At 71.0% G+C, this 25,509-nt stretch carries 23 protein-coding genes; 13 read left to right on the top strand and 10 right to left on the bottom strand.

Translation table 11 applies throughout. The features are described from left to right. Positions 1 to 87: 87 nt before the first annotated feature. Positions 88 to 642, top strand: coding sequence for an NUDIX hydrolase (locus tag DV20_RS33155; protein WP_043787062.1), 555 nt, complete (start codon positions 88 to 90; stop codon positions 640 to 642). Continuing rightward, positions 639 to 2,789, top strand: coding sequence for a DUF6049 family protein (locus DV20_RS33150; RefSeq protein ID WP_043787061.1), 2,151 nt, complete (start codon positions 639 to 641; stop codon positions 2,787 to 2,789). Before DV20_RS33155 ends, DV20_RS33150 begins: the two co-directional genes overlap by 4 nt. A gap of 124 nt (positions 2,790 to 2,913) precedes the next feature. Here the strand turns inward: DV20_RS33150 and DV20_RS43275 are convergent, their stop codons facing one another. Continuing rightward, positions 2,914 to 3,843, bottom strand: a complete 930-nt coding sequence (locus DV20_RS43275; RefSeq protein ID WP_152603787.1) for a hypothetical protein — start codon at positions 3,841 to 3,843, stop codon at positions 2,914 to 2,916. A gap of 462 nt (positions 3,844 to 4,305) precedes the next feature. Between DV20_RS43275 and murJ the strand changes: the two genes are divergently transcribed. From murJ to DV20_RS33110, 7 genes are all read left to right on the top strand, one after another. Beyond that, entirely contained in the window at positions 4,306 to 6,192 is a 1,887-nt protein-coding gene (murJ, locus tag DV20_RS33140) for a murein biosynthesis integral membrane protein MurJ (RefSeq protein WP_043787253.1), read from the top strand. 79 nt (positions 6,193 to 6,271) lie between these two features. Beyond that, positions 6,272 to 7,861, top strand: a complete 1,590-nt coding sequence (locus DV20_RS33135; protein ID WP_043787060.1) for a protein kinase family protein — start codon at positions 6,272 to 6,274, stop codon at positions 7,859 to 7,861. A gap of 31 nt (positions 7,862 to 7,892) precedes the next feature. Then, positions 7,893 to 8,516, top strand: a complete 624-nt coding sequence (sigM, locus tag DV20_RS33130) for an RNA polymerase sigma factor SigM (protein ID WP_034284380.1) — start codon at positions 7,893 to 7,895, stop codon at positions 8,514 to 8,516. Next, entirely contained in the window at positions 8,513 to 9,319 is an 807-nt protein-coding gene (locus DV20_RS33125; RefSeq protein ID WP_043787057.1) for a hypothetical protein, read from the top strand. Before sigM ends, DV20_RS33125 begins: the two co-directional genes overlap by 4 nt. 78 nt (positions 9,320 to 9,397) lie before the next feature. Next, positions 9,398 to 10,390 carry a thioredoxin-disulfide reductase gene (gene trxB, locus DV20_RS33120; protein ID WP_043787055.1) on the top strand — a complete coding sequence of 331 codons (993 nt, stop codon included), beginning with the start codon at positions 9,398 to 9,400 and terminating at the stop codon, positions 10,388 to 10,390. A gap of 35 nt (positions 10,391 to 10,425) precedes the next feature. Further along, entirely contained in the window at positions 10,426 to 10,749 is a 324-nt protein-coding gene (gene trxA / locus DV20_RS33115; RefSeq protein ID WP_003082899.1) for a thioredoxin, read from the top strand. 282 nt (positions 10,750 to 11,031) lie between these two features. Beyond that, positions 11,032 to 12,180, top strand: a complete 1,149-nt coding sequence (locus DV20_RS33110) for an N-acetylmuramoyl-L-alanine amidase (protein ID WP_043787054.1) — start codon at positions 11,032 to 11,034, stop codon at positions 12,178 to 12,180. 210 nt (positions 12,181 to 12,390) lie between these two features. Here the strand turns inward: DV20_RS33110 and DV20_RS33105 are convergent, their stop codons facing one another. Beyond that, on the bottom strand, positions 12,391 to 13,035 hold the full coding sequence (locus tag DV20_RS33105; RefSeq protein ID WP_013231060.1) for a GNAT family N-acetyltransferase: 645 nt from the start codon (positions 13,033 to 13,035) through the stop codon (positions 12,391 to 12,393). Between the two features lie 211 nt (positions 13,036 to 13,246). Here DV20_RS33105 and DV20_RS33100 point away from each other — a divergent pair, with 211 nt between their 5' ends. After that, positions 13,247 to 14,584 (top strand): aminotransferase-like domain-containing protein, encoded by a 1,338-nt coding sequence (locus DV20_RS33100; protein WP_043787052.1) that lies wholly within the window; start codon positions 13,247 to 13,249, stop codon positions 14,582 to 14,584. Between the two features lie 25 nt (positions 14,585 to 14,609). Then, complete coding sequence (locus tag DV20_RS33095) at positions 14,610 to 15,554, top strand: D-alanine--D-alanine ligase family protein (protein ID WP_043787051.1); 945 nt, start codon at positions 14,610 to 14,612, stop codon at positions 15,552 to 15,554. A 133-nt stretch (positions 15,555 to 15,687) separates the two neighbouring features. Here the strand turns inward: DV20_RS33095 and DV20_RS33090 are convergent, their stop codons facing one another. The 8 genes from DV20_RS33090 to rpmH all read right to left on the bottom strand — a co-directional run bounded on the left by DV20_RS33090 (position 15,688) and on the right by rpmH (position 21,288). Then, on the bottom strand, positions 15,688 to 16,689 hold the full coding sequence (locus DV20_RS33090; RefSeq protein WP_043787050.1) for a ParB/RepB/Spo0J family partition protein: 1,002 nt from the start codon (positions 16,687 to 16,689) through the stop codon (positions 15,688 to 15,690). Continuing rightward, positions 16,686 to 17,612, bottom strand: a complete 927-nt coding sequence (locus DV20_RS33085; protein WP_043787049.1) for a ParA family protein — start codon at positions 17,610 to 17,612, stop codon at positions 16,686 to 16,688. Before DV20_RS33085 ends, DV20_RS33090 begins: the two co-directional genes overlap by 4 nt. Before the next feature lie 77 nt (positions 17,613 to 17,689). Next, complete coding sequence (gene rsmG / locus DV20_RS33080) at positions 17,690 to 18,373, bottom strand: 16S rRNA (guanine(527)-N(7))-methyltransferase RsmG (protein WP_043787048.1); 684 nt, start codon at positions 18,371 to 18,373, stop codon at positions 17,690 to 17,692. A gap of 252 nt (positions 18,374 to 18,625) precedes the next feature. Next, positions 18,626 to 19,183, bottom strand: a complete 558-nt coding sequence (locus DV20_RS33075) for a Jag family protein (protein WP_043787252.1) — start codon at positions 19,181 to 19,183, stop codon at positions 18,626 to 18,628. Between the two features lie 29 nt (positions 19,184 to 19,212). Beyond that, positions 19,213 to 20,349 (bottom strand): membrane protein insertase YidC, encoded by a 1,137-nt coding sequence (gene yidC / locus DV20_RS33070; RefSeq protein WP_043787047.1) that lies wholly within the window; start codon positions 20,347 to 20,349, stop codon positions 19,213 to 19,215. Between the two features lie 5 nt (positions 20,350 to 20,354). Further along, positions 20,355 to 20,684, bottom strand: a complete 330-nt coding sequence (gene yidD, locus DV20_RS33065; protein WP_043787251.1) for a membrane protein insertion efficiency factor YidD — start codon at positions 20,682 to 20,684, stop codon at positions 20,355 to 20,357. A gap of 5 nt (positions 20,685 to 20,689) precedes the next feature. Further along, a complete protein-coding gene (rnpA, locus tag DV20_RS44390) occupies positions 20,690 to 21,124 on the bottom strand; it encodes a ribonuclease P protein component (RefSeq protein WP_084093789.1) in 435 nt (144 codons plus the stop codon). Between the two features lie 20 nt (positions 21,125 to 21,144). Continuing rightward, positions 21,145 to 21,288, bottom strand: a complete 144-nt coding sequence (gene rpmH, locus DV20_RS33060; RefSeq protein WP_043787046.1) for a 50S ribosomal protein L34 — start codon at positions 21,286 to 21,288, stop codon at positions 21,145 to 21,147. A 583-nt stretch (positions 21,289 to 21,871) separates the two neighbouring features. Here rpmH and dnaA point away from each other — a divergent pair. Both dnaA and dnaN read left to right on the top strand, forming a co-directional pair. Next, positions 21,872 to 23,521, top strand: coding sequence for a chromosomal replication initiator protein DnaA (gene dnaA, locus DV20_RS33055; protein ID WP_043787045.1), 1,650 nt, complete (start codon positions 21,872 to 21,874; stop codon positions 23,519 to 23,521). 845 nt (positions 23,522 to 24,366) lie between these two features. Beyond that, a complete protein-coding gene (gene dnaN / locus DV20_RS33050; protein WP_043787044.1) occupies positions 24,367 to 25,500 on the top strand; it encodes a DNA polymerase III subunit beta in 1,134 nt (377 codons plus the stop codon). The last annotated feature ends 9 nt before the right edge of the window (positions 25,501 to 25,509 follow it).

Here is a 25,509-nt window from a genome sequence, read left to right as displayed (position 1 = left end):
GTTCCAGGTGCGATAGCTGCAGGCACCGCCGGACACGGACACGGAGAGCCAGCCTACCGGGGCAACCGTTTGCTCTAGCATCGCAGCATGTCTGGATCAGCCGGCCGCCCCGGCGCCTCGAAGCCGCGCAGGCGGCGCAGGCGTCAGCGCGGAAGGCGCCTGACCACGGTCGACGAGACGTCGGCCGGTGGCCTCGTGGTGGACCCCGGCCGCGAACAGGCGGTGCTGATCGGCCGGCTCGACCGGCACGGCAGACTGCTGTGGTCGCTGCCCAAGGGCCACATCGAGGACGGTGAGACGGTGGAACAGACGGCCGTGCGCGAGGTGAAGGAGGAAACCGGCATCTCCGCGCGCGTCATGCGGCCTCTGGGCACCATCGACTACTGGTTCGTGGCCGAGAAGCGGCGCATCCACAAGACCGTGCACCACTTCCTGCTCGAAGCGCTCGGCGGCGAGCTCTCGGACGAAGACGTCGAGGTCACCGAGGTGGCCTGGGTCCCGCTGGCCGAGCTGGAGACCAAACTCGCCTACTCCGACGAGCGCAAGCTCGTCCGGAAGGCCAGTCAGATGCTCAAGGAACTTTTCGCGCGCCCGGACGTCCACGGACGAGACGAGCACGCCCCTGAGGGAGCCCCCGAGTGAAGCGGTTCGCCGCAACCTTCCTGTCCGTCCTGTTCCTGGCCGTCCCGGCCCTCGCCGGCGCCTCGGTCGCCCAGGCGCAGGAGGGCGCGCGCCTGCGCATCGACCTGGCCGGGCTCAGCCCGCGGGTGATCACGACGTCGTCGACGACGCTGACCGTCACCGGCACGGTGACCAACACCGGCGACCGCCGGATCGCCAAGCCGCAGGTGCGGCTGCAGGTCGGGGACCGGGCGACGACCGAACGCGGGATCGGCGACGTGCTGTCCGGTGTGGTCGTCAAGGACACCCCGCTCACCGAGTTCACCTCGATCGCCGACGTGCTCGAACCGGGCCACAGCGCCCCGCTGAACATCACCGTCCCGCTGACCGGGCCGCGGGCGGACCGGTTCCGCCCCGGCGTCTACCCCCTGCTGGTCAACGTCAACGGCACGCCGGAGTTCGGCGGGCCCGCGCGCCTGGGCGCGATCAGCATGCTGATGCCGGTGCTGGCCGCGCCGGGCAAGCAGGCCACCACCCGGGCGGGCGCGCCGAGCATGACCCTGCTCTGGCCGCTGACCGGCAACATCCCGCACGTCTACGCGGCGCCGTACGGGAACCCGGTGGTGCTGGCCGACGACCGGCTGGCCGGCGAAATCAGCGGGGACGGCCGGCTGAACGCGCTGGTCACGTCGGCGGCGTCGGCCCTGGGGAGCAGCTCAAACCTCGCGAAGTCGATGTGCTTCGCGCTCGACCCGGACCTGCTCGCGACCGTCGACGCGATGACGCGCGGCTACCTCGTCCACACCGACACCGGCACCGTCCAGGGCAAGGGCGCCGAGGCCGCGAAGGCGTGGCTGTCCGACGTCCGCTCGCTGGTCGCCGGCCGCTGCGTGGTGGCGCTGCCGTTCGCCGACGCCGACCTCGACGCGCTCACCCGCATCAAGCCCGGCGACACCGGCCTGGTCACCCGGGCCGCCTCCGGCGCCGCGACCATCCAGCAGCTGACCGACGTCCCCCCGCAGACCGGCGTGCTCTGGCCGGACGGCACGCCCAGCGCGCCGGTGCTCGCCGCGCTGGCCGAGGCCGGGGTGCGGACCGTGCTGACCGACGCCGGCAAGCTCGCGCCCGCGGCGGCCGGCGGCGGCGTCACCGTCCAGGGCAGCACCGTCCGCCTGCAGCCGACCGACTCGCTGATCTCCGCCGCGATGACCGGCGTCCCGACCGTGCCCGGCTCGGTCACCGCGCCCGCGACGACCGAGCGGGCGATCGCGAGCCAGAACGGCCTCGGCGCCCTCGCCTTCCGCGCCGGGCTCGGCCTGGCCGCGGGCCAGCAGCGGCCGGACCACCTGCTGGTCGCGCCGCCGCGGCGCTGGGACGCCTCGGCCGAGGAGTACGGCACCTACCTGCGGCAGGTCGGCGACTTCCTGACCGCGGGCGTGGTCACCGCGACCGGGTTGCCGTCGCTGCTCGCCGCCGCCCCCGAGGCCGCCGGCTCGGTCGGCGACGGCGGTCCGGACCCGGCCACGGGCGTCGACGCCGGCGTCGTCTCGACGCTGTCCGGTGTCGACGGCCAGGCCACCGGGCTGGCCTCGGCGATGCAGCTCGACCCCACCAAACGGGTGAAACCGGACGACGTCGTCGAGCCGGTCCGGCTGGCCGAGCTGCGCGGCGCGTCGACGGCGTGGCGGGGGCTGCCCGCGGACGCGGCGACCACGAACGCCCAGGCCGAGCTGGCCGCGATCAGCGGCCGGGTGACCGTCTCGCAGCCGAAGCAGACAATCGCGCTGGCGTCCGGCAACTCGCCGCTGCCGGTGTACGTCAGCAACGACCTGCCGGTCGGGATCAACGCCCGGTTCGCCCTCGACAACAACACCGGCCTGCGTCCGGGCGACGCCCAGGACCGGTTCTTCCCGGCCAGCGGCGGCAAGAACTACTTCCTCCCGGTGGAGGCGCTGCGGGCCGGCCGGTTCAGCGTCGATGTGTCGTTGCGCACGCCCACCGGTACCCCGCTCGGGTCGTCCGCGCGGTTCGAACTGACGTCGACGGAGTACGGCGCGATCACCATCATCGCGACCGTCGCCGCAGGTGTGGCCCTGCTTCTGCTCGCCTCGCGGCGGATCTACCGGCGGATCAAGGACGCCCGCGCGGGACGCGACGTCGTGGGCTGATCCCTCGGCCTGTGAGTGTTCCGGGCGGTTCGCGATTACCCTTGGTCCGCACGTGCGCGGCACCGGGCCGCGGTACCGGAGTAGAGCACCGAGGATTGGGCACGCGTTGGAGAGAGAGCCGGGCTTACCACCCGAGCGTGCGGGTCGTCCTCGGCGCGAAGGCCCCCCGCCCCCGCAACGGGGCGACGGGCCCCCGCCGGTCCGCCGCCGTCAGCCGCCGCCTCCGCCCCCGGAGCGCGGCCGCCGCCAGCCACCCCGCAACGGCCAGACGCGCCAGATGCCGGCCCCGGACGACGCGACGGTCCGCGACCAGCGCCCGATCCGCGAAGACGGCCCGCCCCGCGACGGCCGCCCCCGCCGCGGCGACCAGCCACCCCCCGACGGCCACGCGCCCCGAGGCGGCCGCCCGGTGCGCGAGGACCGCCCACCCGCCGACGACCGCACCCCTCGCGGCGACCGCCCGGTCCGCGACAAGCGCGCCCCCCGGGGCGACCGGCCGGCCCCGGCCGAAGGGCCACCCCGCGGCGACCGCCCCGCCCGCGACCAACGCGCCCCACGTGGCGACCGCCCGACCCCGGACGACCGCCCGGCGCGCGACCAACGCGCCCCGCGTGGCGACCGCCCGACCCCGGATGACCGCCCGGTCCGCGACCAACGAGCCCCGCGTGGCGACCGCCCGGCCCAAGACGACCGCCCGGCCCGCGGCGACCGTGCACCCGGCGACGACCGCCCGGTCCGCGACCAGCGCGCCGCCCGCGGCACCCGGCCGGGGCCGGACGACCTGCCGCCCCGCGACCAGCGCGCCCCCCGCCCGGCCGCGGAGGAGTTCCCGGCCCGTGACGGCGGCCCCCGTGGCGACCGGCCGCGCGACGACCGGCCCCGGGACGACCGCGGCCCGCACGACGACCGCGCCCTCCGCGAGGACCAGCCGCCGCGCCGGGTTCCGCCGCCGCAGGGCGGCCGGCCACCGCGCAACGCCGGCCCGGCGCCGACGCGGGTCCAGCCCGTGCCGCCGCCGAGCGGCGCGCAGCCGGTGCCGCCGGGCAGCCCTCAACCGGGCCTGCCGTCGCCGGGCCAGCCGCTGAGCGGCGCTCAGCCGGTCGCACCGTCAGTCAACCCCCAGCCGGGCCTACCGCCGCACAGTGCTGGGCAGCCGGGCAACCCCCAGCCGGGTCTGCCGCACGGCGGTGGACAGCAGGGCAACCCCCAACCCGGCCTGCCGCACAGCGGTGGACAGCCGGTCGTGCCACCCCCGGGCCAGCCACTGAGCGGCGCTCAGCCGGTCGCACCATCGGGCAACCCCCAGACCGGCCTACCGCCGCACAGCGGTGGACAGCCGGCCGTGCCGCCCCCGGGTCAGCCACTGAGCGGTGCTCAGCCGGTCGTGTCACCGGGGAACCCGCAACCCGGCCTGCCGCCGCAGGGCGGAGCGCAGCCGGTCCCGGGCCCCGCTCCGCACCAGGGGCGGCTCCCGCAGCCGGCCCCGCCCTCGACCCCGCCACCCGGCAATCCGGCGCTGGGTCCCGGTACCCCGCCGCCGGGCACGCCCGTCCCGCCGCGCGGCCGCGGCTCCCGGCGTCCGGCGCCGGTCCGGCCGTGGCAGGAGGAGGCCACCCAGGTCCAGCGCCCGCCGGACCCGGAGGCGACGCGGTTCATCCCGCGGACCGCCGGCGTGCCGATGAACTCGCGCTGGCCGGTCGCCGACCCCGACGTCATGCGGCCGTACGACGCGCTGGCCACCCAGGTCATGCCGGCGCTGAAGGGGCCGCTGGTCAAGCCCCGACCGGACGGCGAAGTCCAGGAGGCCCCGGCCAAGGCGCCGTCGCTGGCGAAGGCGTCCGGCCGGATGGCGATCGCGTCGCTGATCAGCCGGATCACCGGCTTCCTGTGGAAGCTGCTGCTGGTCGGCGCGATCGGCCAGGGCATCGCGAACGACTCGTTCAACGTCGCCAACACGATGCCCAACATCATCTTCGAGCTGCTGATGGGTGGCGTGCTCGCCAGCGTGGTGGTGCCGCTGCTGGTGCGCTCGCAGGACGACCCCGACGGCGGCACGGCCTACACGCAACGCCTGATCACGGTGGCGTTCTCGCTGCTGCTGGTCGGCACGGTCGTCGCGGTGATCGCGGCCCCGGCGTTCACGAGTCTCTATGTCGACTCGTCCGGCAAGGCCAGCGCCGACCTGACCACGGCGTTCGCCTACCTGCTGCTGCCCGAGATCTTCTTCTACGGCGTGTTCGCGCTGCTTTCGGCCGTGCTGAACGCCAAGCAGGTCTTCGGGCCGACGGCGTGGGCGCCGGTGATCAACAACCTGGTCGTCATCTTCACGATCCTCGTCGTCTGGATCATGCCCGGCGACATCGACACCGAGAACGTGTCGATCACCGACCCCAAGGTGCTGACGCTGGGCATCGGCGTCACCGGCGGCATCGTCGCCCAGGCGCTGCTGCTGGTCCCGCCGCTGCTGCGGTCCGGCTTCCGGTTCAAGTGGCGCTGGGGCATCGACAAGCAGATGAAGGAGTTCGGCGGCCTCGCGCTGTGGATCCTCGGCTACGTCGCGGTCAGCCAGATCGGCTACACGATCAACACGCGCGTCCTGACCAGCGGTTCGCCCGGCGGTGTCACGGCCTACAGCAACGCCTGGCTGCTCTTCCAGCTGCCGTACGGCGTCATCGGCGTCTCCCTGCTGACGGCGATCATGCCGCGGATGAGCCGGGCGGCCGCCGACGGCGACCACAAGAAGCTGATCGGCGACCTGTCGTACGCGTCCCGGATCTCGACGGTGATGCTCGTGCCGATCTCCGCGGTGATGACCGTGGTCGGCGGCTCGATCGGCATCGCGCTGTTCACCTTCGGCAAGGGCACGGTCGAAACGGCCGAGCGGCTCGGCGACGCGCTCGCCATCTCGGCCTTCGCGCTGCTGCCGTACGCGCTGGTCATGCTGCAGATGCGCGTGTTCTACGCGATGAAGGACGCCCGCACGCCGACGCTGATCATGATCGTGATGACGCTGGTCAAGGTGCCGCTGCTGTACCTGTGCCCGGTGCTGCTGTCGCCGGACAACGTCGTGCTCGGCGTGATGATGGTGAACGCGCTGACGTTCGTGGTCGGCGCCATCCTCGGCCAGGTTTGGCTGTGGGTGACGCTGGGCAACTTGCGCAGCAAGCGAGTCATCGGCGTGATTCTGTTCACGGTCGTCGCGAGTGTCCTGGGTGTCGCCGCCGCGTGGGTCGCGGGCAAGCTCGTCCCGGACTCGTTCGGGCCCACTTTCGGTGCCTGGGTGAAGCTGTTGCTGCAGAGCATCGTCGGCATCGTCGTCTCGTTCGGCGTGCTGGTGGCGCTGAAGGTCGAAGAGCTGAAACCGGCCACTTCGAGGTTCACCCGGTTGATCAAGCGCGGGTAACGATTGAGGTACGGAAAGCGACGACTCCCGCGTCGTATTCTGGGTACCCTCGGTGCGGGGAGCTAGCGGGAGAGTGCGGGTGGACACGAGGCGGAGCGAACAGGCGGGGGGTGCGAACCACGTGGGCAAGGCCCAGGTCGGATCGCTGGCCCCCGGGCGTGTGGTCGGCGACGGCCGCTACCGCCTCCTCGCGCAGTTCGGCGTGGACGAGCGGGGCGACGCGCACCTTTGGCGTGCGCGCGACGGGCAGCTGAAGCGGGACGTGGCGCTGACCCTGCTGGTCGGCGACCCGGCGGATCCCGAAGCCGCCCGGCTGGCCCGGCGGACGCTCGAACGAGCGACACACGCGTCGAAGTTCGGCCACGGCGGCGTCGCCCGCGTGCTGGACGTGCTCGCCCTCGGCAGCGGCATCACCTCGGGCGAAGGCCTGCTCGGTGTCGTCGTCGCGGAGTGGACCAAGGGCAGCGACCTGGTCGACCTCGTCGCGCAGCGGCCGGTGGCGCCCGCCGCGGCCGCGCGGATGGTGCAGGCGCTGGCCGAAGCCGTCGAGCAGGCGCACCAGAACGGGCTCGTCCTCGGCCTCGACCACCCCCAGCGCCTGCGGCTGACGCCGAACGGCGCGCTCAAGCTCGCGTTCCCCGGCCCGCTGCCGGAGTCGACGCTGCGTGACGACGTCAAGGCGCTCGGCGCCGTCCTGTACCTGCTGCTGACCGGCCGCTGGGCGCTGCCCGGCGGCCCGCCCGCGATCCCGGCGGCCCCGATGACCCCGCAGGGCCGGATCGTCCCGCCGCGCCAGCTGGTGCCGACGGTCCCGGCCGACCTGTCGTCGCTGGCCGTGCGCACGATCGAGGACGGCGGCAACGGCGGCATCCGCACCAGCGCGGCCATCCTCCGCGTCCTCGACCAGGTGGCCGAGGAAGAGGAGCGCACCCAGCTGATCAAGGCCGTCGGCGGCGAGGTCGAGCCCGACGGCACGATCTGGACGACGAAGAAGCCGGTCAAGGACGTCGCCCGGCGGCGCAAGCTCGCGCTCGGCGTCACCGTGCTGGTGGTCGCGACCGTCGTCATCCTCGCCTGGGGCGGGTTGATGCTGATCAACGTCTTCCAGGGCGATTCGAAGGCGACCGGGCCGTCGATCAACGTCGCCGCACCGCCGGCGTCGAGCCAGTCGGCGGCGGCTCCGCCCGCGTCGTCTTCGGCACCGGCGCCGCCGCCGACGCCGAAGGTGGGTGACCCGGTGAAGGCGCAGGCCGCCGCCGTCTACAACCCGGAGGGCAAGGGCGACAACACCGGCCGGGCGAAGAACGCGATCGACGGCAACCCCGGCACGGTCTGGAAGACCGAGCAGTACAAGCAGCAGTTCCCGGCCATCAAGCCCGGGGTCGGGCTGGTCGTCACGTTCGCCGACGACATCAACCTCAGCCAGGTGAAGATCAGCGCCGGCACGCCCGGCACCAAGGTCGAGATCCGCTCGGCGACCGAGAAGAACCCCGACCTCGCCGACACGAAGGTGGTCGGCAACGGTGACCTGAAGGACGGCGACACGACGATCCCGCTGGCGCAGCCCGTCCAGGGCAAGTACTTCATCGTCTGGATCACCGCGCTGGGTGGCGACAACGGCCAGTTCCTCACCCAGATCGGTGATCTGTCCTTCCTGCCTGCGGGGTGACGCGCCCGGCCGGGTCAGTAGGCTCTGCCGGGTGACAGCTGCAGCTCCCACGGATGCGGATCTGATAGCGGCTCACGCCGCGGGGGACCCCCATGCGTTCAGCGAACTCGTCCAGCGACATCGCGACCGCATGTGGGCGGTGGCCCTGCGGACGGTCCGTGACCCGGAAGAGGCCGCCGACGCGTTGCAGGACGCGTTCATCTCGGCGTTCCGCGCGGCCGGGAACTTCCGGGCGGAGTCGCAGGTCACGACGTGGCTGCACCGGATCGTGGTGAACGCCTGCCTCGACCGGATCCGCCGCCGCCAGGCACGCCCGACCGTGCCGCTGCCGGAGACCGGCTTCAACGAGCCCGCCACGCCGCGCGACTCGATGGCCGAGCGGGAGACGAGCCTGCTGGTGCGCGAGGCGCTCGACCAGCTGCCCGAAGACCAGCGTGCCCCGATCGTGTTGGTCGACGTCGAGGGATACTCCGTCGCCGAGACGGCGAAGATGCTCGGCATCGCCGAGGGCACGGTGAAGAGCCGGTGCGCGCGGGGCCGCGGGAAACTCGCGAAGGTTCTCGGGCACCTGCGGAACCCCGATGCGATTGCGAACGTCCCAACTCACGAAAGCAAACGGGCCGGGCGCCAGCCGGGTAGCGGGGAGGGACGATGACGGACGAAAGCCGGGGGATCGGGGGGACCGTCGGTCCGCCCTGGTCTGTCGACGTGCTCGCCGACCTCCACGCCGGTGTCCTGGACGACACGCGGGCGGCGGAGCTGTGGCCGCTGGTCAACGCCGATCCCGAAGCCCGGGCGATCCTGGACGCCCTCGACGCCACGCAGGCCGACCTGGCCTCGCTCGCCGACGCGCCGGCCCCGCCGATGCCCGCGGAGTTCGCCGCCCGGCTGGACGCGGCGCTGGCCGCGGAGGCGGCTGCCGCCTTTCCTGGACGAACACAGCCTGAACGGACACAGTCCGAACGTCCGGAGCCGAGCGCACCGCAGGGCGCGCAGGTGGTGGACCTCGCGGCGGCCGGGCGGAAGCGGAACAAGCGGCTCGGCTGGGCCGCCGGCGTCCTGACCGCGGCCGCGGCGGCGGTCGTCGCCGTGACCCTCGCCATCCCGAACACCTCGCCGCAGCCCGGCACCCCGAACGTCGCCGCCCCCGCGCCGACCGGCCCGTCGGTCGGCAACGACGGCGCCGGCGCCCAGGCGCTGGTCGGGAAGGCCATCGGCGTCCGCGACTTCGGCCCGCTGCAGAACGAGGACCGCCTCGACGCCTGCATCGCGGCGGCCGGGCTGGACCCGAAGGTGCGGCCCGAGGGCGTCCGCCCGGTGAACGTCGGCGGCAAGGCCGGGGTGATGATCATCCTGACCACCGGCAAACTCGCGCAGTTCCGGCTGGTGGCCTTCGGCGCGGACTGCGGACCGGGCAATCCCGCGGTCCTCTTCGACAAGGTCGTCGGGGAGAAGTAGCGGCTGTCACGGCTGGGAACATGGCCACCTAACATCGTGTTGAGCCTGGTACAGGGTCACTACGAGCGGAGGTCACGGGTGGCTGCCGAAGAAATCAGGAACCTGATCATCGTCGGATCGGGTCCTGCCGGATACACCGCTGCCGTTTACGCGGCACGGGCCCAGCTGGAACCGCTGGTGTTCGAGGGCACGCAGTTCGGCGGCGCGCTGATGACGACGACCGAGGTCGAGAACTTCCCCGGGTTCCGCGACGGCATCATGGGTCCGGACCTGATGGAGGAGATGCGCAAGCAGGCCGAGCGCTTCGGCGCCGAGCTGCGCGCGGAGGACGTCGAGTCGCTGGAGCTGACCGGGGACGTCAAGTACATCCACGCGAACGGCAAGCGCTACGCCGCCCGCGCGGTCATCCTCGCCATGGGCGCCGCGGCGCGGTACCTCAACGTGCCGGGCGAGCAGGAGCTGCTCGGGCGCGGTGTGTCGGCCTGTGCGACCTGTGACGGCTTCTTCTTCCGCGACCACGACATCGTGGTCGCCGGCGGTGGCGATTCCGCGATGGAGGAGGCGACCTTCCTGACGAAGTTCGCGAAGTCCGTCACGATCGTCCACCGGCGCGACGAGTTCCGCGCGTCCAAGATCATGCTCGAGCGCGCCCGCGCGAACGAGAAGATCAAGTGGCAGCTGAACTCGCAGATCACCGAGGTGGTCGGCGACGGCAAGGTCGAGGCCCTGAAGCTCAAGGACACCAAGGACGGCAGCGAGTCGACGCTGGACGTGTCGGGCTTCTTCGTCGCGATCGGCCACGACCCCCGCAGCCAGCTCGTGCGCGGGCAGGTCGACCTGGATGAGGACGGCTACGTCGTCACCAAGGGCAAGACGTCCTTCACCAACCTCGACGGCGTCTTCGCGGCCGGCGACCTGGTGGACCGCACCTACCGGCAGGCGATCACCGCCGCGGGCTCCGGGTGCAGCGCGGCGATCGACGCGGAACGCTGGCTCGCCGAGCACGGCGACTCGGACGCGCACGAGGCGTCCGAGCTCGTCGGCGGCGGCTACGGCGCGGGCATCAACTGACTTTCCGGCTTCCAACCACCCCTGAAGGAGAAACCATGGCCAACACCGTCAAGGTCACCGACGCGACGTTCGTCGACGAGGTCCTGACCAGCGAGAAGCCGGTCCTCGTCGACTTCTGGGCCACCTGGTGCGGCCCGTGCAAGATGGTCGCCCCGGTGCTCGAGGAGATCGCGGCCGAGAACGGCGAGAAGCTGACCATCGCCAAGATCGACATCGACGAGAACCCGAACACGCCGCGTGACTACCAGGTGATGTCCATCCCGACGCTGATCCTGTTCCAGGGCGGCAAGCCGGTGAAGCAGATCGTGGGCGCCAAGCCGAAGGCCGCGCTGCTGTCGGACCTCGCCGACGTCCTCTGAATCGAACCACTCCGGCGAACCCGGGGCCTGCGGGAATCCTCCTGCGGCCCCGGGTTCGTCGTCTTTCGGGTGAATCCGATCGAGGTGTGTGAATCGAGCGTGACGACGGCCCAGGCGGGTACTCCACGAACGGGTCCTTGACCGACCTACCGGGCCTGCGCTGTCACCCAGAGTTGGCAAGGCACAATAGAGGACCTGGGCTCGGCCCAGCGAAGGTTTTCCCGAGAATCCTGCCACGCACCGAACCCCCGAAATCGGTGCCTGAGGAAGAGCGAGGAGTGCATGCGGGTACTCCGCCGCGGTGACGCCGGTCCGGACGTCGCCGAGATCAGGTCCATCCTGGCCGGGATGGACCTGCTCCCGCCGGTCACCGGTACCGACGACTACGGCACGTTCGACGTCGCCGTCGAGCACGCCGTCCGTGCCTTCCAGCAGCGTCGTGGACTGATGACCGACGGCATCGTGGGTCCGGCGACGTTCCAGGCGCTCAAGGGCGCCAGCTACCACCTGGGCAGCCGCCCGCTGTCGTACATGATCGCCTCCCCGGTGCACGGCGACGACGTCTTCACGCTGCAGGAGCGGCTCACGGAGCTCGGCTTCGACGCCGGCCGCCCCGACGGCTACTTCGGCCCCCAGACCGAGCGCGCGCTCAAGACGTTCCAGCGCGACATGCGCCTGACGCCGGACGGCATGTGCGGCCCGGCGACCATCCGCGAGCTGCACCGCCTGTCTTCGCCGCGCGCCCGGGGCGGGCGTCCCGTCTTCCTGCGCGAGCAGGAGCAGGTGCGCCAGGCCGGTCCGCGCCTGCGCGGCAAGCGCATCGTGATCGACCCCGGCCACGGCGGCGACGACCTCGGCGTGGTCGCCGGCGGCCTGCGCGAGGCCGACATCGCCTGGGACCTCGCCCGCCGCCTCGAAGGCCGGATGAAGGCCACGGGCATGGAGGCGCTGATCTCCCGCGGCCCGAACCACAGCCCGACCGAGCTCGAGCGGGCCAGGTTCGCCAACGACGCGGGCGCCGACCTGTTCCTCTCGCTGCACAGCGACAAGAACTCGTCGCCGCGAGCGCAGGGCGTCGCGAGCTTCCACTTCGGCAACGGCAACGGCACGACGTCGACGGTGGGCGAGCTGCTGGCCGGCTTCATCCAGCGCGAGGTCGCGGCCCGCACCGGCATGCTCGACTGCCGCACGCACTACAAGTCGTGGGACATCTTCACCCGCACCCGCTGCCCGGCGGTCCGGGTCGAGATCGGCTACCTGACGAACCCGGACGACGCCCGCAAGCTCGGTGACCCGGCGTTCCGCGACATCGTCGCGGAGGGCATCCTGATCGCCGTCAAGCGCCTGTACCTGCTCGGCGAAGGCGACCAGCCGACGGGCACGTTCACGTTCGCCGACGTCCTGGCGCACGAGCTCGCCAAGGCCGAATAGGGTCGACCACAACCCCTAGCGGCTCTCCTTCACCTGCCCCACCACCCCTGGGGACGCGGTCGGCGCGTCCCCAGGTTCGGGGGCAGTTCTCCACAGGTTTTCCACCGCTCCTATCAGCGCTCTGTGGATAACTCGGCACTTCTTCCACAGTTGTGCACACCGGTGTCCGGGCATGCCTAAACACCGGCGCAAACGTTTGCGGAAACGGATTCAGGCGCGGCCGAGGCTCGGCTCGGCGGTGGTGATCGTGACCTGGCCGAGCAGCCGTTCCAGGGCCGCCTCGACGTCTTCCTTCCAGGTGATCGCCGACCGCAGCTCGAGGCGCAAGCGGGGCCACTTCTGGTGCGGGCGGACCGTCTTGAAGCCGACGCTCTGCAGGAAGGCCGCCGGCAGCACGCAGCTGTGGCCGCCGTCCGGGTCCGCCTCGTCGGGACGAGCGTCGCCGAAGGCCTCGATCGCGCGGACGCCGCGCTTGGTCAGGTCCTTGGCGACCGCCTGGACGAGCATCCGGCCCAGACCGCCGCCACGGAACTCCGGGAGCACCTGGAAGGCGGTCAGCAGGACGGCGTCCGCGCTCGGCGGCGACGTCGGGAAGGCCAGTGCGCGCGGGACCGCGTTCGGCGGGGCGTACAGCACGAACCCGACCGGCAGCGTGTCGCTGTAGACGATGCGGCCGCAGGAACCCCATTCGAGCAGCACGCTCGACACCCAGGCTTCCTTCTCGACCTCGGTCGCGCCGAACTCCTCGGCCTGGTGCTTCAGGTGCGGGGCGAGTTCCCAGTACACGCACCGGCGGCAGCTCTTCGGCAGGTGCTCGAGGTTGTCCAGTGTGACGCCCACGACGCGACGCGACACTCGTGACCTCCCCTGACCTGCGCTGCCGACCGGCTTCCGGTCGTCAAGCCGCGCGAGAGCCACGGCACGAAGACGGGAGCCACGGTCGAGGATAGGCCGATGTGACGAGCACCGGAAGGCCAGGGGGTCCTGATGGGTGCCCGGTTACACTCGATGGGATCTACAGCTCCCGCGGGAGTGACCGTGTCCACCGAGCCCCGGGTGAACGTCGATGACCGAGAACCGCCCCAGCACCTCGCACAGTGGCCTCCCGAACCGCACGGGCCGCCAGAACCTCGACCCGCACCTCGAGCGGTACGCGGCGCGCACCGCGGGGATGACCGCCTCGGAGATCCGGGCGCTGTTCGCGGTGGCCAGCCGGCCCGAGGTGGTTTCGCTGGCCGGCGGCATGCCCAATCTCGCGGCGCTCCCGCTCGACACGCTGTCGGCGCAGGTGGCCGAGATCATCGCCGAAGACGGCCTGGTGGCGCTGCAGTACGGCTCGGCGCACGGCATCCCGGTGCTGCGGGAGCAGATCTGCGAGATCATGGCCCTGGAGGGCATCAAGGCGCACCCGGACGACGTCGTGGTGACCGTCGGCTCGCAGATGGGCCTGGACATGGTCACGCGGCTGTTCTGCGACCCGGGTGACGTCGTGATCGCCGAAGGCCCCTCGTACGTCGGCGCGCTGGGCTCGTTCGCCGCCTACCAGGCGCAGGTCGTGCACGTGGCGATGGACGACCACGGCCTGGTCCCCGAGCTGCTGCGCGAGGCGCTCGCGCGGACGGAGAAGGCCGGCCGCCGGGTCAAGTTCCTCTACACGATCCCGAACTTCCACAACCCCGCCGGCGTCACGCTGGCCGTCGAGCGCCGCGCGGAGATCCTCGAGATCTGCCGCGAACACGGCGTCCTGGTCGTCGAAGACAACCCGTACGGGTTGCTCGGCTTCGACGGGCAGACGTACCCGGCGCTGCGGTCGACCGACCCCGACAACGTCGTGTACCTCGGCTCGTTCTCGAAGACGTTCGCCTCCGGCCTGCGCGTCGGCTGGGTGCTCGCGCCGCACGCGGTGCGCGAGAAGCTCGTGCTCGCCGCGGAGTCGGCGACCCTGTGCCCGCCGACGTTCAACCAGATGATCGTGTCGCGCTACCTGGCCACGCACGACTGGAAGGGCCAGATCAAGAAGTTCCGCGAGAACTACCGCGAGCGGCGGGACGCGATCCTGTCCGCGCTCGACCAGTACCTGCCTCCGGGCTGCTCGTGGACCAAGCCGGACGGCGGCTTCTACGTCTGGGTGACCGTGCCGGAAGGCGTCGACACGAAGGCGATGCTGCCGCGCGCGGTGACCGCGCGGGTGGCGTACGCGTCCGGCACCGGCTTCTACGCCGACGGCTTCGGCAGCCGCCAGATGCGGCTGTCCTACTGCTACCCGACGCCGGAGCGCATCCGCGAGGGCGTGCGGCGGCTGGCCGCGGTGCTGGAGTCCGAAATGGACCTCGCCCGCACCTTCGGTAACGTGAGCGCGCGCCAGATCCAGGGACCGCAGAACCCGTCCCCGGACACGGTCTAGTTCTTCACTCTAAGGAGTTTCCACGGTGGTCGACCGTACCGTTGCCGTGCTCGCCGGCGGGCTCTCGCACGAACGCGACGTCTCGCTGAGGTCCGGGCGGCGGCTCTCCGCGGCGCTCAAGTCCGAAGGCCTCGGCATCGAGGAGTGGGACACCGACGCGGGCCTGCTGGAGCGCCTGCGCACCCAGCGCCCGGACGCGGTGGTCGTCGCGCTGCACGGCGGTGAGGGCGAGAACGGCTCGGTGCAGACGGTGCTGGAGATGCTGGACGTCCCGTTCGTCGGCACCGGCTCGCAGGGCTGCCGCCGCGCGTGGGACAAGCCGACCGCGAAGGCGCTGCTGCAGAACGCCGGGTTCGTGACGCCGAGCTGGGTGGTGCTGCCGCACAGCACGTTCCGCGAGCTCGGGGCCCAGGCGGTGCTCGACGCGATGGTGGAGCGCCTCGGCCTGCCGCTGATCCTCAAGCCCGACCAGGGCGGCTCCGCCCTCGGCACCCAGGTGGTGCGCGAGGCGGCGGAACTGCCGGCGGCGATGGTCGGCTGCTTCGCCTACGGCGACACGGTGCTCGCGGAGCGGTTCGTGGACGGCGTCGAGGTGGCCGTGACGGTCATCGAGGGCGAGAACGGGCCCGAGGCCCTGCCAGCGGTCGAGATCGTCCCGGAGAGCGGCGTGTACGACTACACGGCCCGCTACACGGCCGGCCTGACGGACTTCTTCACCCCCGCCCGCCTCGACGACGCCGCGGCCAAGGCGGTGGCCGAGCTGGCCGTCGCCGCGCACCGCGTGCTCGGGCTGCGGGACATCTCCCGCACCGACGCGGTCGTCACCTCGGACGGCACGGTGCACTTCCTCGAAGTGAACCCGTCGCCGGGACTCACCGAGACGTCGACGGTCCCGATGGCGATCGAGGCCGCCGGCAAGTCGCTCGGGACCGTGTTCGCCGAACTCATCGGGCGCGCGATCTCCCGCTGACTCCGGATACGTGAAAGGCCACTGCGGAAGCTCCGCGGTGGCCTTTTTCGTGTCGCGGTTGATCATCACGGGGCGTGGTTACCGCGACTGCGCCGAGCAATCATCACCGTGACGAAACACCCTGGGGTGATCCCTAGTCGGTTTTCGGTGTCTGATTTGCCCCATTCGCATCGATGATCGCGACGATCCGTTCGAGGTCGTCGACCGAGCCGAATTCGAGGGTGATCCGGCCCTTGCGGCGACCGAGGTCGACCTTCACGCGGGTGTCGAAGCGGTCCGAGAGCCGGTTCGCGAGTTCCTGCAACCCCGGCGCCTGGATCGGCTTGCGCGGCGCGGGCTTCGGCTTGGCCGGCTTCTCGCTCTTCTTGAGCGTGACGGCTTCCTCGGTCGCCCGGACCGACATGCCCTCCGCGACGATCCGCGCGGCGAGCTCCTCCTGGCTTTCGGCGTCCTCCAGTGACAGCAACGCACGCGCGTGCCCGGCGGACAGGACGCCCGCCGCGACCCGGCGCTGCACCGGCAGGGGGAGCTTGAGAAGCCGGATGGTGTTGGTGATGACCGGGCGGCTGCGGCCGATCCGGCTCGCCAGTTCCTCGTGGGTGACCGCGAACTCGTCGAGCAGCTGCTGGTACGCGGCCGCCTCTTCGAGCGGGTTCAGCTGGACGCGGTGGATGTTCTCCAGGAGCGCGTCACGCAGCATCGACTCGTCGGCGGTCTGCCGGACGATCGCCGGGATCGCCTCGAGCTCCGCCTGCTGCGAAGCACGCAGCCGGCGTTCGCCCATGACGAGCTCGTACTCGTCGTTCCCGAGTTCACGGACGACGATGGGCTGCATGAGCCCGAACGCGCGGATCGAGTGCTCGAGTTCGGCGAGCGCGTCTTCGTCGAAGACCTGGCGCGGCTGCTTCGGGTTCGGCTTGATCGAGCTGACCGGGATCTCGCGGTAGACCGCGCCGGCCACCTCGCCGCCGTGCGGCTGCGCCTGACCGTTCGCCGCGAACCAGCCCTTGTCCTCGGCCGCCTTCTTGTCCGCCGCGGTGCCGTCGACGGGCGCGGGGAGCGGACCGCCGCCGGTGGGTCCGGTCGGGATCAGGGCGGCGAGGCCGCGCCCCAGCCCTCCTCGACGCTCGGTCATGTCGAACTACCCTTCTCCATCAGTGCGCCGCGCTCGGCGATCTCCTTGGCCGCGTCGACGTAGCTCATCGCCCCGCGCGAACCGGGGTCGTAGGCGAGCACGGTCTGGCCGTACCCGGGTGCCTCAGACACCTTCACGCTGCGGGGGATGACGGTCTTCAGCACGGTGTCGCCGAAGTGGTTCCGCACCTCGTTCGTCACCTGGTCGGCCAGCTTGGTCCGGCCGTCGTACATGGTGAGGAGGATCGTCGAGACGCGGAGTTCGCGGTTGAGGTGCTGCTGCACGAGCTCGATGTTGCTCAGCAGCTGCCCGAGACCTTCGAGCGCGTAGTACTCGCACTGGATCGGGATGAGCACCTCCTGCGCGGCGACCATCGCGTTGACCGTCAGCAGGCCGAGCGACGGCGGGCAGTCGATGAGGACGTAGTCGACCCCGATCTCGTCGAGGATCTCCGAGGAGATGGCCTCCTTGAGCCGGGACTCGCGGGACGCCATCGAGACGAGTTCGATCTCGGCGCCGGCGAGGTCGATCGTCGCGGGGACGCAGAAGAGGTTGGGGGACTGCTCGGTCGACTGGGCGGCTTCCGCGAGCGTCACCTCGCCGATCAGCACCTCGTAGATGGAGGGCGTCCCGGACCGGTGGTCGACGTCGAGCGCGGTGCTGGCGTTGCCCTGCGGGTCGAGGTCGACGACGAGCGTCTTGAGCCCGTGGAGCGCGAGCGCGGCGGCGAGGTTGACCGTGCTGGTGGTCTTGCCGACGCCGCCCTTCTGGTTGGCGACGGTCATCACGCGGCGACGACCAGGACGGGGGAGCTCCCCTTCCTTCGGATGCAGCAGACGCGCGGCGCGGGCGGCTTCCTCGGCGATCGGCGTCCAGCCCACGTCGTGGCTGGTCTCCGTGGAGTCGGACGGCGGGGGATTCACCGGTCTCGACACCTCCTCCATCTAGACGTCTGGTCGGTGGTCGAGTCGCTTCGTTTCACGTGGAACATCGCGGCTCGTTAACGCTTCCTGCTCCGCGCCTTCGGCTTGGTCGCCGCCGGCAGGCGCCGGATCTTCACAACCGTGCTGGGGACCTTTAGTACTGCGGCACCGCATTCGACGATCAACGGGTCGGCCCCGCCGGCCTTCCGGATGGCGGCTCCGTCCCGCTCGATCTCCTCCGCCGCGCTGGCGCCCTTGAGGGCGACCAGAAAGCCATCGGAACGGACCAGCGGCAGACACCAGTCCGCGAGACGAGCGAGCGGCGCGACCGCGCGAGCGGTGACGATGTCGGCGCCACCGTGCTGCTCACGCACAGGCCGCTCCTCCGCGCGTCCACGGACGATGGTGATCGGGAGTTCCAGCTTCTCGGCCACCTCGGCCAGCCAGTCCACCCGGCGGGCCATCGGTTCGAGCAAGACGATATCGAGGTCCGGTCGGGCGATCGCCAGCGGTACACCCGGGAGCCCGGCGCCCGACCCGACGTCGACCACGCGAGCGCCCTGAGGCATCTGTTCGCCGATCACCGCCGAGTTGAGCACGTGCCGCTCCCACAGCCGCTCGACTTCCCGCGGACCGATGAGCCCCCGCTCGACCCCGTGCCGCTCCAGGAGTTCGACGTACCCGGCCGCTTGGTCGACGTGCTCACCGAACACTCGCTCCGCCGCGGTCCGCACCGCCGCGGCGGCCTCCTCCAAGCTCACTCCGTCTACTCCTCGTCCGCCGGTTTCACGTGAAACCGCGCTCGTTCGATTGTCCCCGATGAACCCGAGAAGACGAGCCGACAGTCCGAAGATGTGGACAACTCCACTCAGCCGGTCGCCCCTGCGGACAGTTCCACGTGAAACATCACGCGTGTAATTCGCTCCGCTAAGCCCATCCGCGTAGCCACCGGCACAAAGAAGCGGCCCCACCCGAACCAGTCGGATGGGGCCGCTCTCCAAGCGAACCGGGACTCACGCCTCCGGGAAGATCACCACGCGGCGCTTGGGGTCCTCGCCCTCGCTCTCGCTCGTGACGCCCGAGACCGTCGCGACCGCGTCGTGGACCACCTTGCGCTCGAACGGGCTCATCGGCTGCAGCCGCACCCGCTCGCCGCTCTTGAGGACCGACTCCGCCGTCGAGCGGCCGAGCTCCTTGAGCTCCTCGCGGCGGTCCGCGCGCCAGCCCGCGATGTCCAGCATGAGGCGGCTGCGGGAGCCCGTCTCCTGCTGGACCGCCAGGCGGGTCAGCTCCTGCAGCGCCTCGAGCACCGTGCCGCGCGGGCCGACGAGCTTCTCGAGGTCCTCGCCGCCGTCGATGCTGACGATCGCGCGGCCGGCTTCCACGTCGAGGTCGATGTCACCGTCGTAGTCGAGGAGGTCCAGCAGCCGCTCGAGGTAGTCGCCGGCGATGTCACCCTCCCGCACGAGGATGTCGTCGTCGCCACCTCCCGCCTTCTGCTCGCCCGCCTCGCCGTCGGCCGGCGTCACGTCGTCCTGATCGGCGTCGATCGTTTCGATCGTCTCCGACATCATTCGTCTCCTCTCCGAACCGGTCGCGCTCAGCGGCGCTTCCGGCCCGACTTCCTGGTCGAGTCTTTGAGAAGGCCCGGCACGCCGGTGCCGTTGTCCTTCGAGCCGTTCGGGCCGCTCGCGTCGGCCGGGGTCTGGTCGGCCGCGGCCGCGGTCGCGCCGTCGCCGTCACCGGCCGCGGCCGGAACGGTCTGCGCGAAGCCGTGGGCGGAGCCGGCCTTGGCGACCTTCTTCGACGAGCCGGTCTGGGCGGGCTGGTTCTTCTTCTGCTGGACCGGCTTCTGACCGACCTTCGGCGCGGTCGGCTTCTGGCCCGGCTTCGGCCCGAGCGTCGCGCGCTTCTCGGCGGCCTCCGCCTTGCGAGCCGCCTCTTCCTTGTCGATCTTCGTGTAGACGAGGCGCTGCTGCATCAGGGTCCAGCCGTTGTTCGCCAGCCAGTAGAAGAGGAGGCCGAGCGGGAACAGGGCACCGAAGACGAGGACACCGAGCGGGAAGATGTACATCGTCAGCTTGTTCATGATCGCGGTCTGCGGGGTGGCCGACGCGGCGTTCTGCCGGGCCACCGAGTGCCGCGCGGTGAGGTGCGTGGCGATCGACGCGACGATCATCAGGGGCAGCGCGACCGGGAGCACGCTCCAGTGGAAGCCGACGTTCGTGGCCCCGCCGCTGACGACACCGACACCGTTGTAGACGGCCTCACCGAGGTTGACGCCGAACAGCTTCGCGTTGACGTAGGACTCGACGTCGTGCTGGCTGAAGAAGTAGTTCTCGGTCTTCGCCCCGCCACCGGGCGGCGGCATCGTGAACGCGCGGAGGACGTGGTTCAGGCCGATGAACACCGGGATCTGAAGCAGCATCGGCAGGCAGCTGCCCAGCGGGTTGACGCCGTGCTCCTTCTGGAGCTTCTGCATCTCCGCGGCTTGGCGCTGCCGGTCGTTCGCGTACTTCTTCTGGATCTTCTTCATCTCCGGCGCGAAGTCCTGCATCTTCTTCATCGACCGGACCTGGTTCACGAACGGCTTGAACATGATGCCGCGCACGGTGAACGTCAGGAAGATGATGCCGAGGATCCAGGCGACCGCGGTCGATTCCCCGAAGACGAACCCGAAGACCTTGTGCCAACACCAGAGGATGAAGGACACGGGGTAGTAGATGAAATCGAGCACTGCTGCTACTCCTCGATCGGTGTTTCAGGTCTGCGGTGCCGCCACGAGAAGGTCTCGGGCACCGGGTCGCGGCCGGGTGGCGTCCAGGGGCCGCAGCGCAGCAGCCGGCGCAGCGCGAGGTAGGAGCCGCGGCCGGCACCGTGCCGGGTGAGGGCTTCGACTGCGTACGCGCTGCAGCTCGGGTAGAACCGGCAAGCCGGCGGGAGGAAGGGCGAAATCGCCTTGCGGTAGAGCTTGATGGGGAGCAGCAGGACCCAGGCGACGGGACCGGGCCGCGGGGGCTCAGGCTCCACGTCGTGATCGTGGTCGTGCTTGTCCTCGGGGGTGGCTCGCATGTCGGTCACACCGCTGATCCGTGGTCGGGGGCCGCGTCCGCGGGACGCGTCGGGCGGGGGACATCCCCGGCCGGACGGCGCGACGACAGAAGCCCCAGCCGCCGCAACGCGGCGTCGAGATCGGACCCGAGCTCGGCGCTGGAAGCGGTCGACGACGGCGGCAATGCCCGTACGACCAACGCAGTGCCGGCGGGCAGTGTTCCGAGCCTGGCCGAAACGAGGTGACGCAACCGGCGGCTGACCCGGTGGCGGACCACCGAGTTGCCGACGGCTTTGCTCACCACAAAACCCGCCCTGGCCGCCGACGGTGCGTCGGCGGCCTCGGACGGGTCCGTGGTCAGCGCGTGGACGACGAGGCGGCGCCTGCCTGCCCGGGACCCGCGACGGAGAACCACGCGGAAATCCTCACTCCGCCGCAGGCGTGCGGCAGCCGGCAGCACAGCGCGCCCCGATCGTGCGATCAGGCGGACAGCGCGGCGCGGCCCTTGCGACGGCGGGCCGCCAGGATGGCCCGGCCGGCGCGGGTCCGCATGCGCAGGCGGAACCCGTGGGTCTTCGCGCGGCGGCGGTTGTTCGGCTGGAAGGTGCGCTTACCCTTGCTCACTGCTTCTCCTGTGTGTCGCGTCGGGCGGAAGAATCTCTTCCCCGCCTGGCGTGTCGTGCGGGCGCACGGCAGTCTCTGGTGTCTCCTACCAACGTGTGGCCTCGTCACGACGAGCAACGACAACGTGGGCACGCGAAACGCACCCGTCGCATACGGGAGACCTTACGAGGGTACGCACCCCCGTCGGGCGGCCGGTAAGCACCCCCTCGGCCACGGTACGCGACCGGCCCGCGCGCCCGGTGCCTTCGACGCCGTGACACCGAATGGCCACCGGCCGTGCACCGTGAAATGCTGGCCGCCCAGGATGCCTTGTGGCCGCGAGCGGGGCTTGTTAGCGTGCCCCTCTCGGGTCACCGGTCGAGGTGCACGAGTATCCGGGTGGTGGAGTGCCCACCGGCGTACGACGAGCCCGCAGGTGGCGGCACCGCGGGTCGCCGTACATTAGTGCACAGCTGTGGACAACTATGTGGATATTCGCTGTGCCGGTGCGCGGACAGGTCTCCTGTGATCGCCGGGTGGAGTGACCGGGTGTTCCGGGGCCGGTTCGGCCGTCCACGCCGACGAGGGGAGGGGAGCCAGACAGGTGTCGGATCACCAGCACAATCTGGGTGTCATCTGGGAACAGGTGGTACGCGAACTGTCCGACGGGACCCTGTCCCCCCAGCAGCGCGCCTGGATGCGGGTGACCCGTCCGATCGGCCTCCTCGACGGCACGGCGCTGCTCGCGGCCCCCAGCGACTTCGCGAAGGAAGCGATCGAACGCGGGCTGCGCGGCGCGATCACCGACGCGCTCTCCCGGCGGCTCGGCCGCGCCATCTCCCTCGCGGTGAAGGTCGACAGCGCCGAGGCCGTGGCTCCGGCGCCCGCGCCTCGCTACGCACCGTCACCCGGCCGGGTGGAAAACGGCGTCAGCCCTGAACCCGCCCCGCCGATGCCGGGCAACGGCACGCCGATGATGCCGCCCCCGCGGCCCGCCGAACCCGCTCCGCAGATGCCGCCGCCGATGCCGCCCCAGATGCCGCCGCCGATGCCTCAGCACCAGGCCGTCGCGGCGAAGCCGGACGACGGCGACGACACCGACGAGGAAGTCGACGAAGAGGGCGAGGCGCTCGCCGCGGTCCACGAGATCTGGCCGACGTTCTCCGGCCAGCCGATCGCCGGCCAGCCCTACACCGCGCCGGCGCAGCCGCAGACGTCGAAGACGAAGCTGAACGAGAAGTACACCTTCGACACGTTCGTCATCGGCGCGTCCAACCGCTTCGCGCACGCCGCCGCGGTCGCCGTCGCCGAAGCACCCGCCCGCGCTTACAACCCGCTCTTCATCTGGGGCGAGTCCGGGCTCGGCAAGACGCACCTGCTGCACGCGGTCGGCCACTACGCGCAACGGCTCTTCCCGGGCATGCGCGTCCGGTACGTCTCGACCGAAGAGTTCACGAACGACTTCATCAACTCGCTGCGCGACGACCGCAAGGTCGCCTTCCAGCGGCGCTACCGCGACATCGACATCCTGCTCGTCGACGACATCCAGTTCCTGGAGGGCAAGGAAGGGACGCAGGAAGAGTTCTTCCACACCTTCAACACCCTCCACAACGCGAACAAGCAGATCGTCGTCAGCTCCGACCGCCCGCCGAAGCGCCTCGAAACGCTGGAAGACCGGCTGCGGACGCGGTTCGAGTGGGGTCTCATCACCGACATCCAGCCACCCGAGCTCGAAACGCGCATCGCGATCCTCCGCAAGAAGGCGGCGCAGGACCGGCTCGCCGTGCCGGGTGACGTCCTGGAGTTCATCGCCTCTCGCGTCGAGGCGAACATCCGGGAGCTGGAAGGCGCGCTGATCCGCGTCACGGCGTTCGCGTCGCTGAACCAGCAGCCGGTCGACAGCGCACTCGCCGAGATCGTGCTGCGCGACCTCATCCCCGACTCCCACGCCCCGGAGATCACCGCGCCGACCATCATGGGCGTCATCTCCGAGTTCTTCGACGTGACGCTCGACGACCTGTGCGGCCCGGGCAAGACCAAGGCGCTCGCCACGGCTCGCCAGATCGCGATGTACCTCTGCCGCGAGCTGACCGACATGTCGCTGCCGAAGATCGGGCAGACGTTCGGCGGCCGCGACCACACGACGGTCATGCACGCGGACAAGAAGATCCGCAAGGAGATGGCCGAGCGCCGGCGGATCTACGACCAGGTGCAGGAGCTGACGTCGCGCATCAAGCAGCGCGCCCGCCAGTAGCACATCCCTTATCTCCCAACGACTTCGGGGGCGTCCACGCAATGTGGACGCCCCTTCGTCGTGTTTGGAGTGTCCGAAGCACGCGTACGCCCGCGAAGCAGCGAAGGCACGTACGCGCGCTTCGCAAACTCGCCAAAATTGTTTGTACACAAGGGGTTTTCCCCACCGTGTGGGCGGATTGCCCACAGCGCCAACGGATCTCCCACCAGCGACGACCCGGATTCGGTCCACATCCCGCCCACAGCCGATCCACAGCGCATCCACACCCTTGTCCACGCTGATTCCACAGGTTGCCCACATGCTGTGCACAGGAGGTGCCGATCACTCGGAAGAGGGGTTCGGACCCCGTCCGGCACCCCCAGACCCTGGGTACAAATCGCCGCACACCTGGGGACAACCGTGGGGACAACTGGGGACAGCTGTGGACGAATCCGGGGCCGGGCGAAACCATCCACGGACGCCTCGATCTACCCACAGGTCTGCCACCACGGTTCTCCACATGCCCGCGAGCCGTCCGACCTGCGCGAACGAGCTCAATCCACACAATCCACAACGCCTATTACTGCTACTGCCCTTAGATCTTCTAAGAGAGAGAACAAAACAAAAACAGGCGATGGACGAAGTTGGGGACAGCCGCGAGATCGAGTCGGCAAGTCGACAAAGTCAAGGGGAGGCCGAGGTGACGGGGGTGGCCGCGACGGCCTAACGTGGACGCCTGCACCTGGTCCTCGCTCCGGCCGCTCACGCGGAGGGCGGACCGGCCGGAGGGGACAGCGGTCACTGCCCCGCGAGAACGAGGCCTGGCCCGAGCCCGCAGGGGGCTCGATCGTCGAAAGGATGCGCGCATGAAGATCCGCGTCGAGCGTGACGGGCTCGCCGACGCCGTCGCGTGGGTGGCCAGAAGCCTCCCCAGCCGGCCGCCGGTGCCGGTGCTGGGCGGTGTCCTCCTCGACGCCGGTTCGGACGGCGAAACCGACGCGCTGACGGTCTCCGGCTTCGACTACGAGGTCTCCGCCACGGTCGGGGTCCCCGCGACGATCGCCGACGGCGGCCGCCTCCTGGTGTCCGGGCGCCTGCTCGCCGACATCACCAAGTCGCTGCCCGCGCAGCCGGTCGAGATCTCGGTCGACGGCGCGCGCGCCACCATCACGTGCGGCAGCGCGCGGTTCTCCCTGCCGACCATGCCGGTCGAGGACTACCCGCAGCTGCCGTCCCAGCCCGCCTTCGCGGGCGAGCTCGCGGGCGACGCGTTCGGCCAGGCCGTCACCCAGGTCGTCGTCGCCGCGGGCAAGGACGACACGCTGCCGATGCTCACCGGCATGCGGCTCGAGATCTCCGGCAGCTCGCTGACCCTCGTCGCGACCGACCGGTTCCGGCTCGCCATGCGCGAGTTCACCTGGCAGCCGGCCGAGGGCCTTGCCGACGCCGCGGTGCTCGTCCCGGCGCGCACCCTCGCCGAGGCGGCCAAGACGCTCGGCGCGAGCGGCGCCACGATCCGCCTCGCCCTCGCCAGCGGCGAAGGCCTGCTGGGCCTGTCCGGTTCCGGGCGCTACACGACGACCCGCCTGCTCGACGCGGAGTTCCCGCCGTACCGCCAGCTGCTCCCCGCGTCGCACACCTCACGCGCGGTCATCGACGTGTCCGCGCTCACCGAGTCCATCAAGCGCGTTTCGCTGGTGGCGGAGCGGGGGACTCAGGTACGACTGGAGTTCGGGGACAACTCGCTGCGGTTGTCCGCGGGCGGCGACGACGAGGGAAGCGCCGAAGAAGAGCTGCAGGTCGAGTACGAAGGTGAGCCGGTGACCATCGCGTTCAACCCGGGGTACCTCGTCGACGGCCTCGGCGCGCTCCACAGCGACCGGGCGGAGCTGACGTTCACCACGCCGAACCGGCCCGCGCTCATCAAGCCCGCCGACGCCGAGGGCAACGTCGTCCCCGGCTACCTCTACCTCCTGATGCCGGTCCGCCTCCCGGGCTGACCCGCTTCT

Source organism: Amycolatopsis rifamycinica (assembly GCF_000695625.1).
Taxonomy (GTDB): domain Bacteria; phylum Actinomycetota; class Actinomycetes; order Mycobacteriales; family Pseudonocardiaceae; genus Amycolatopsis; species Amycolatopsis rifamycinica.
The sequence above is the reverse complement of the archived record's forward strand: the minus strand, read 5'-3'. Positions and strand labels throughout refer to the sequence as shown.

Excerpts from the sequence above, each read along its gene's own strand:
- DV20_RS33110 (WP_043787054.1), top strand. The coding sequence starts at position 11,032 with ATGCGGGTACTCCGCCGCGGTGACGCCGGTCCGGACGTCGCCGAGATC.
- yidD (WP_043787251.1), bottom strand. The coding sequence starts at position 20,684 with ATGCGAGCCACCCCCGAGGACAAGCACGACCACGATCACGACGTGGAG.
- DV20_RS33125 (WP_043787057.1), top strand. The coding sequence starts at position 8,513 with ATGACGGACGAAAGCCGGGGGATCGGGGGGACCGTCGGTCCGCCCTGG.
- DV20_RS33090 (WP_043787050.1), bottom strand. The coding sequence starts at position 16,689 with ATGACCGAGCGTCGAGGAGGGCTGGGGCGCGGCCTCGCCGCCCTGATC.
- DV20_RS33075 (WP_043787252.1), bottom strand. The coding sequence starts at position 19,183 with ATGTCGGAGACGATCGAAACGATCGACGCCGATCAGGACGACGTGACG.
- dnaN (WP_043787044.1), top strand. The coding sequence starts at position 24,367 with ATGAAGATCCGCGTCGAGCGTGACGGGCTCGCCGACGCCGTCGCGTGG.
- DV20_RS33100 (WP_043787052.1), top strand. The coding sequence starts at position 13,247 with ATGACCGAGAACCGCCCCAGCACCTCGCACAGTGGCCTCCCGAACCGC.
- trxA (WP_003082899.1), top strand. The coding sequence starts at position 10,426 with ATGGCCAACACCGTCAAGGTCACCGACGCGACGTTCGTCGACGAGGTC.
- DV20_RS33155 (WP_043787062.1), top strand. The coding sequence starts at position 88 with ATGTCTGGATCAGCCGGCCGCCCCGGCGCCTCGAAGCCGCGCAGGCGG.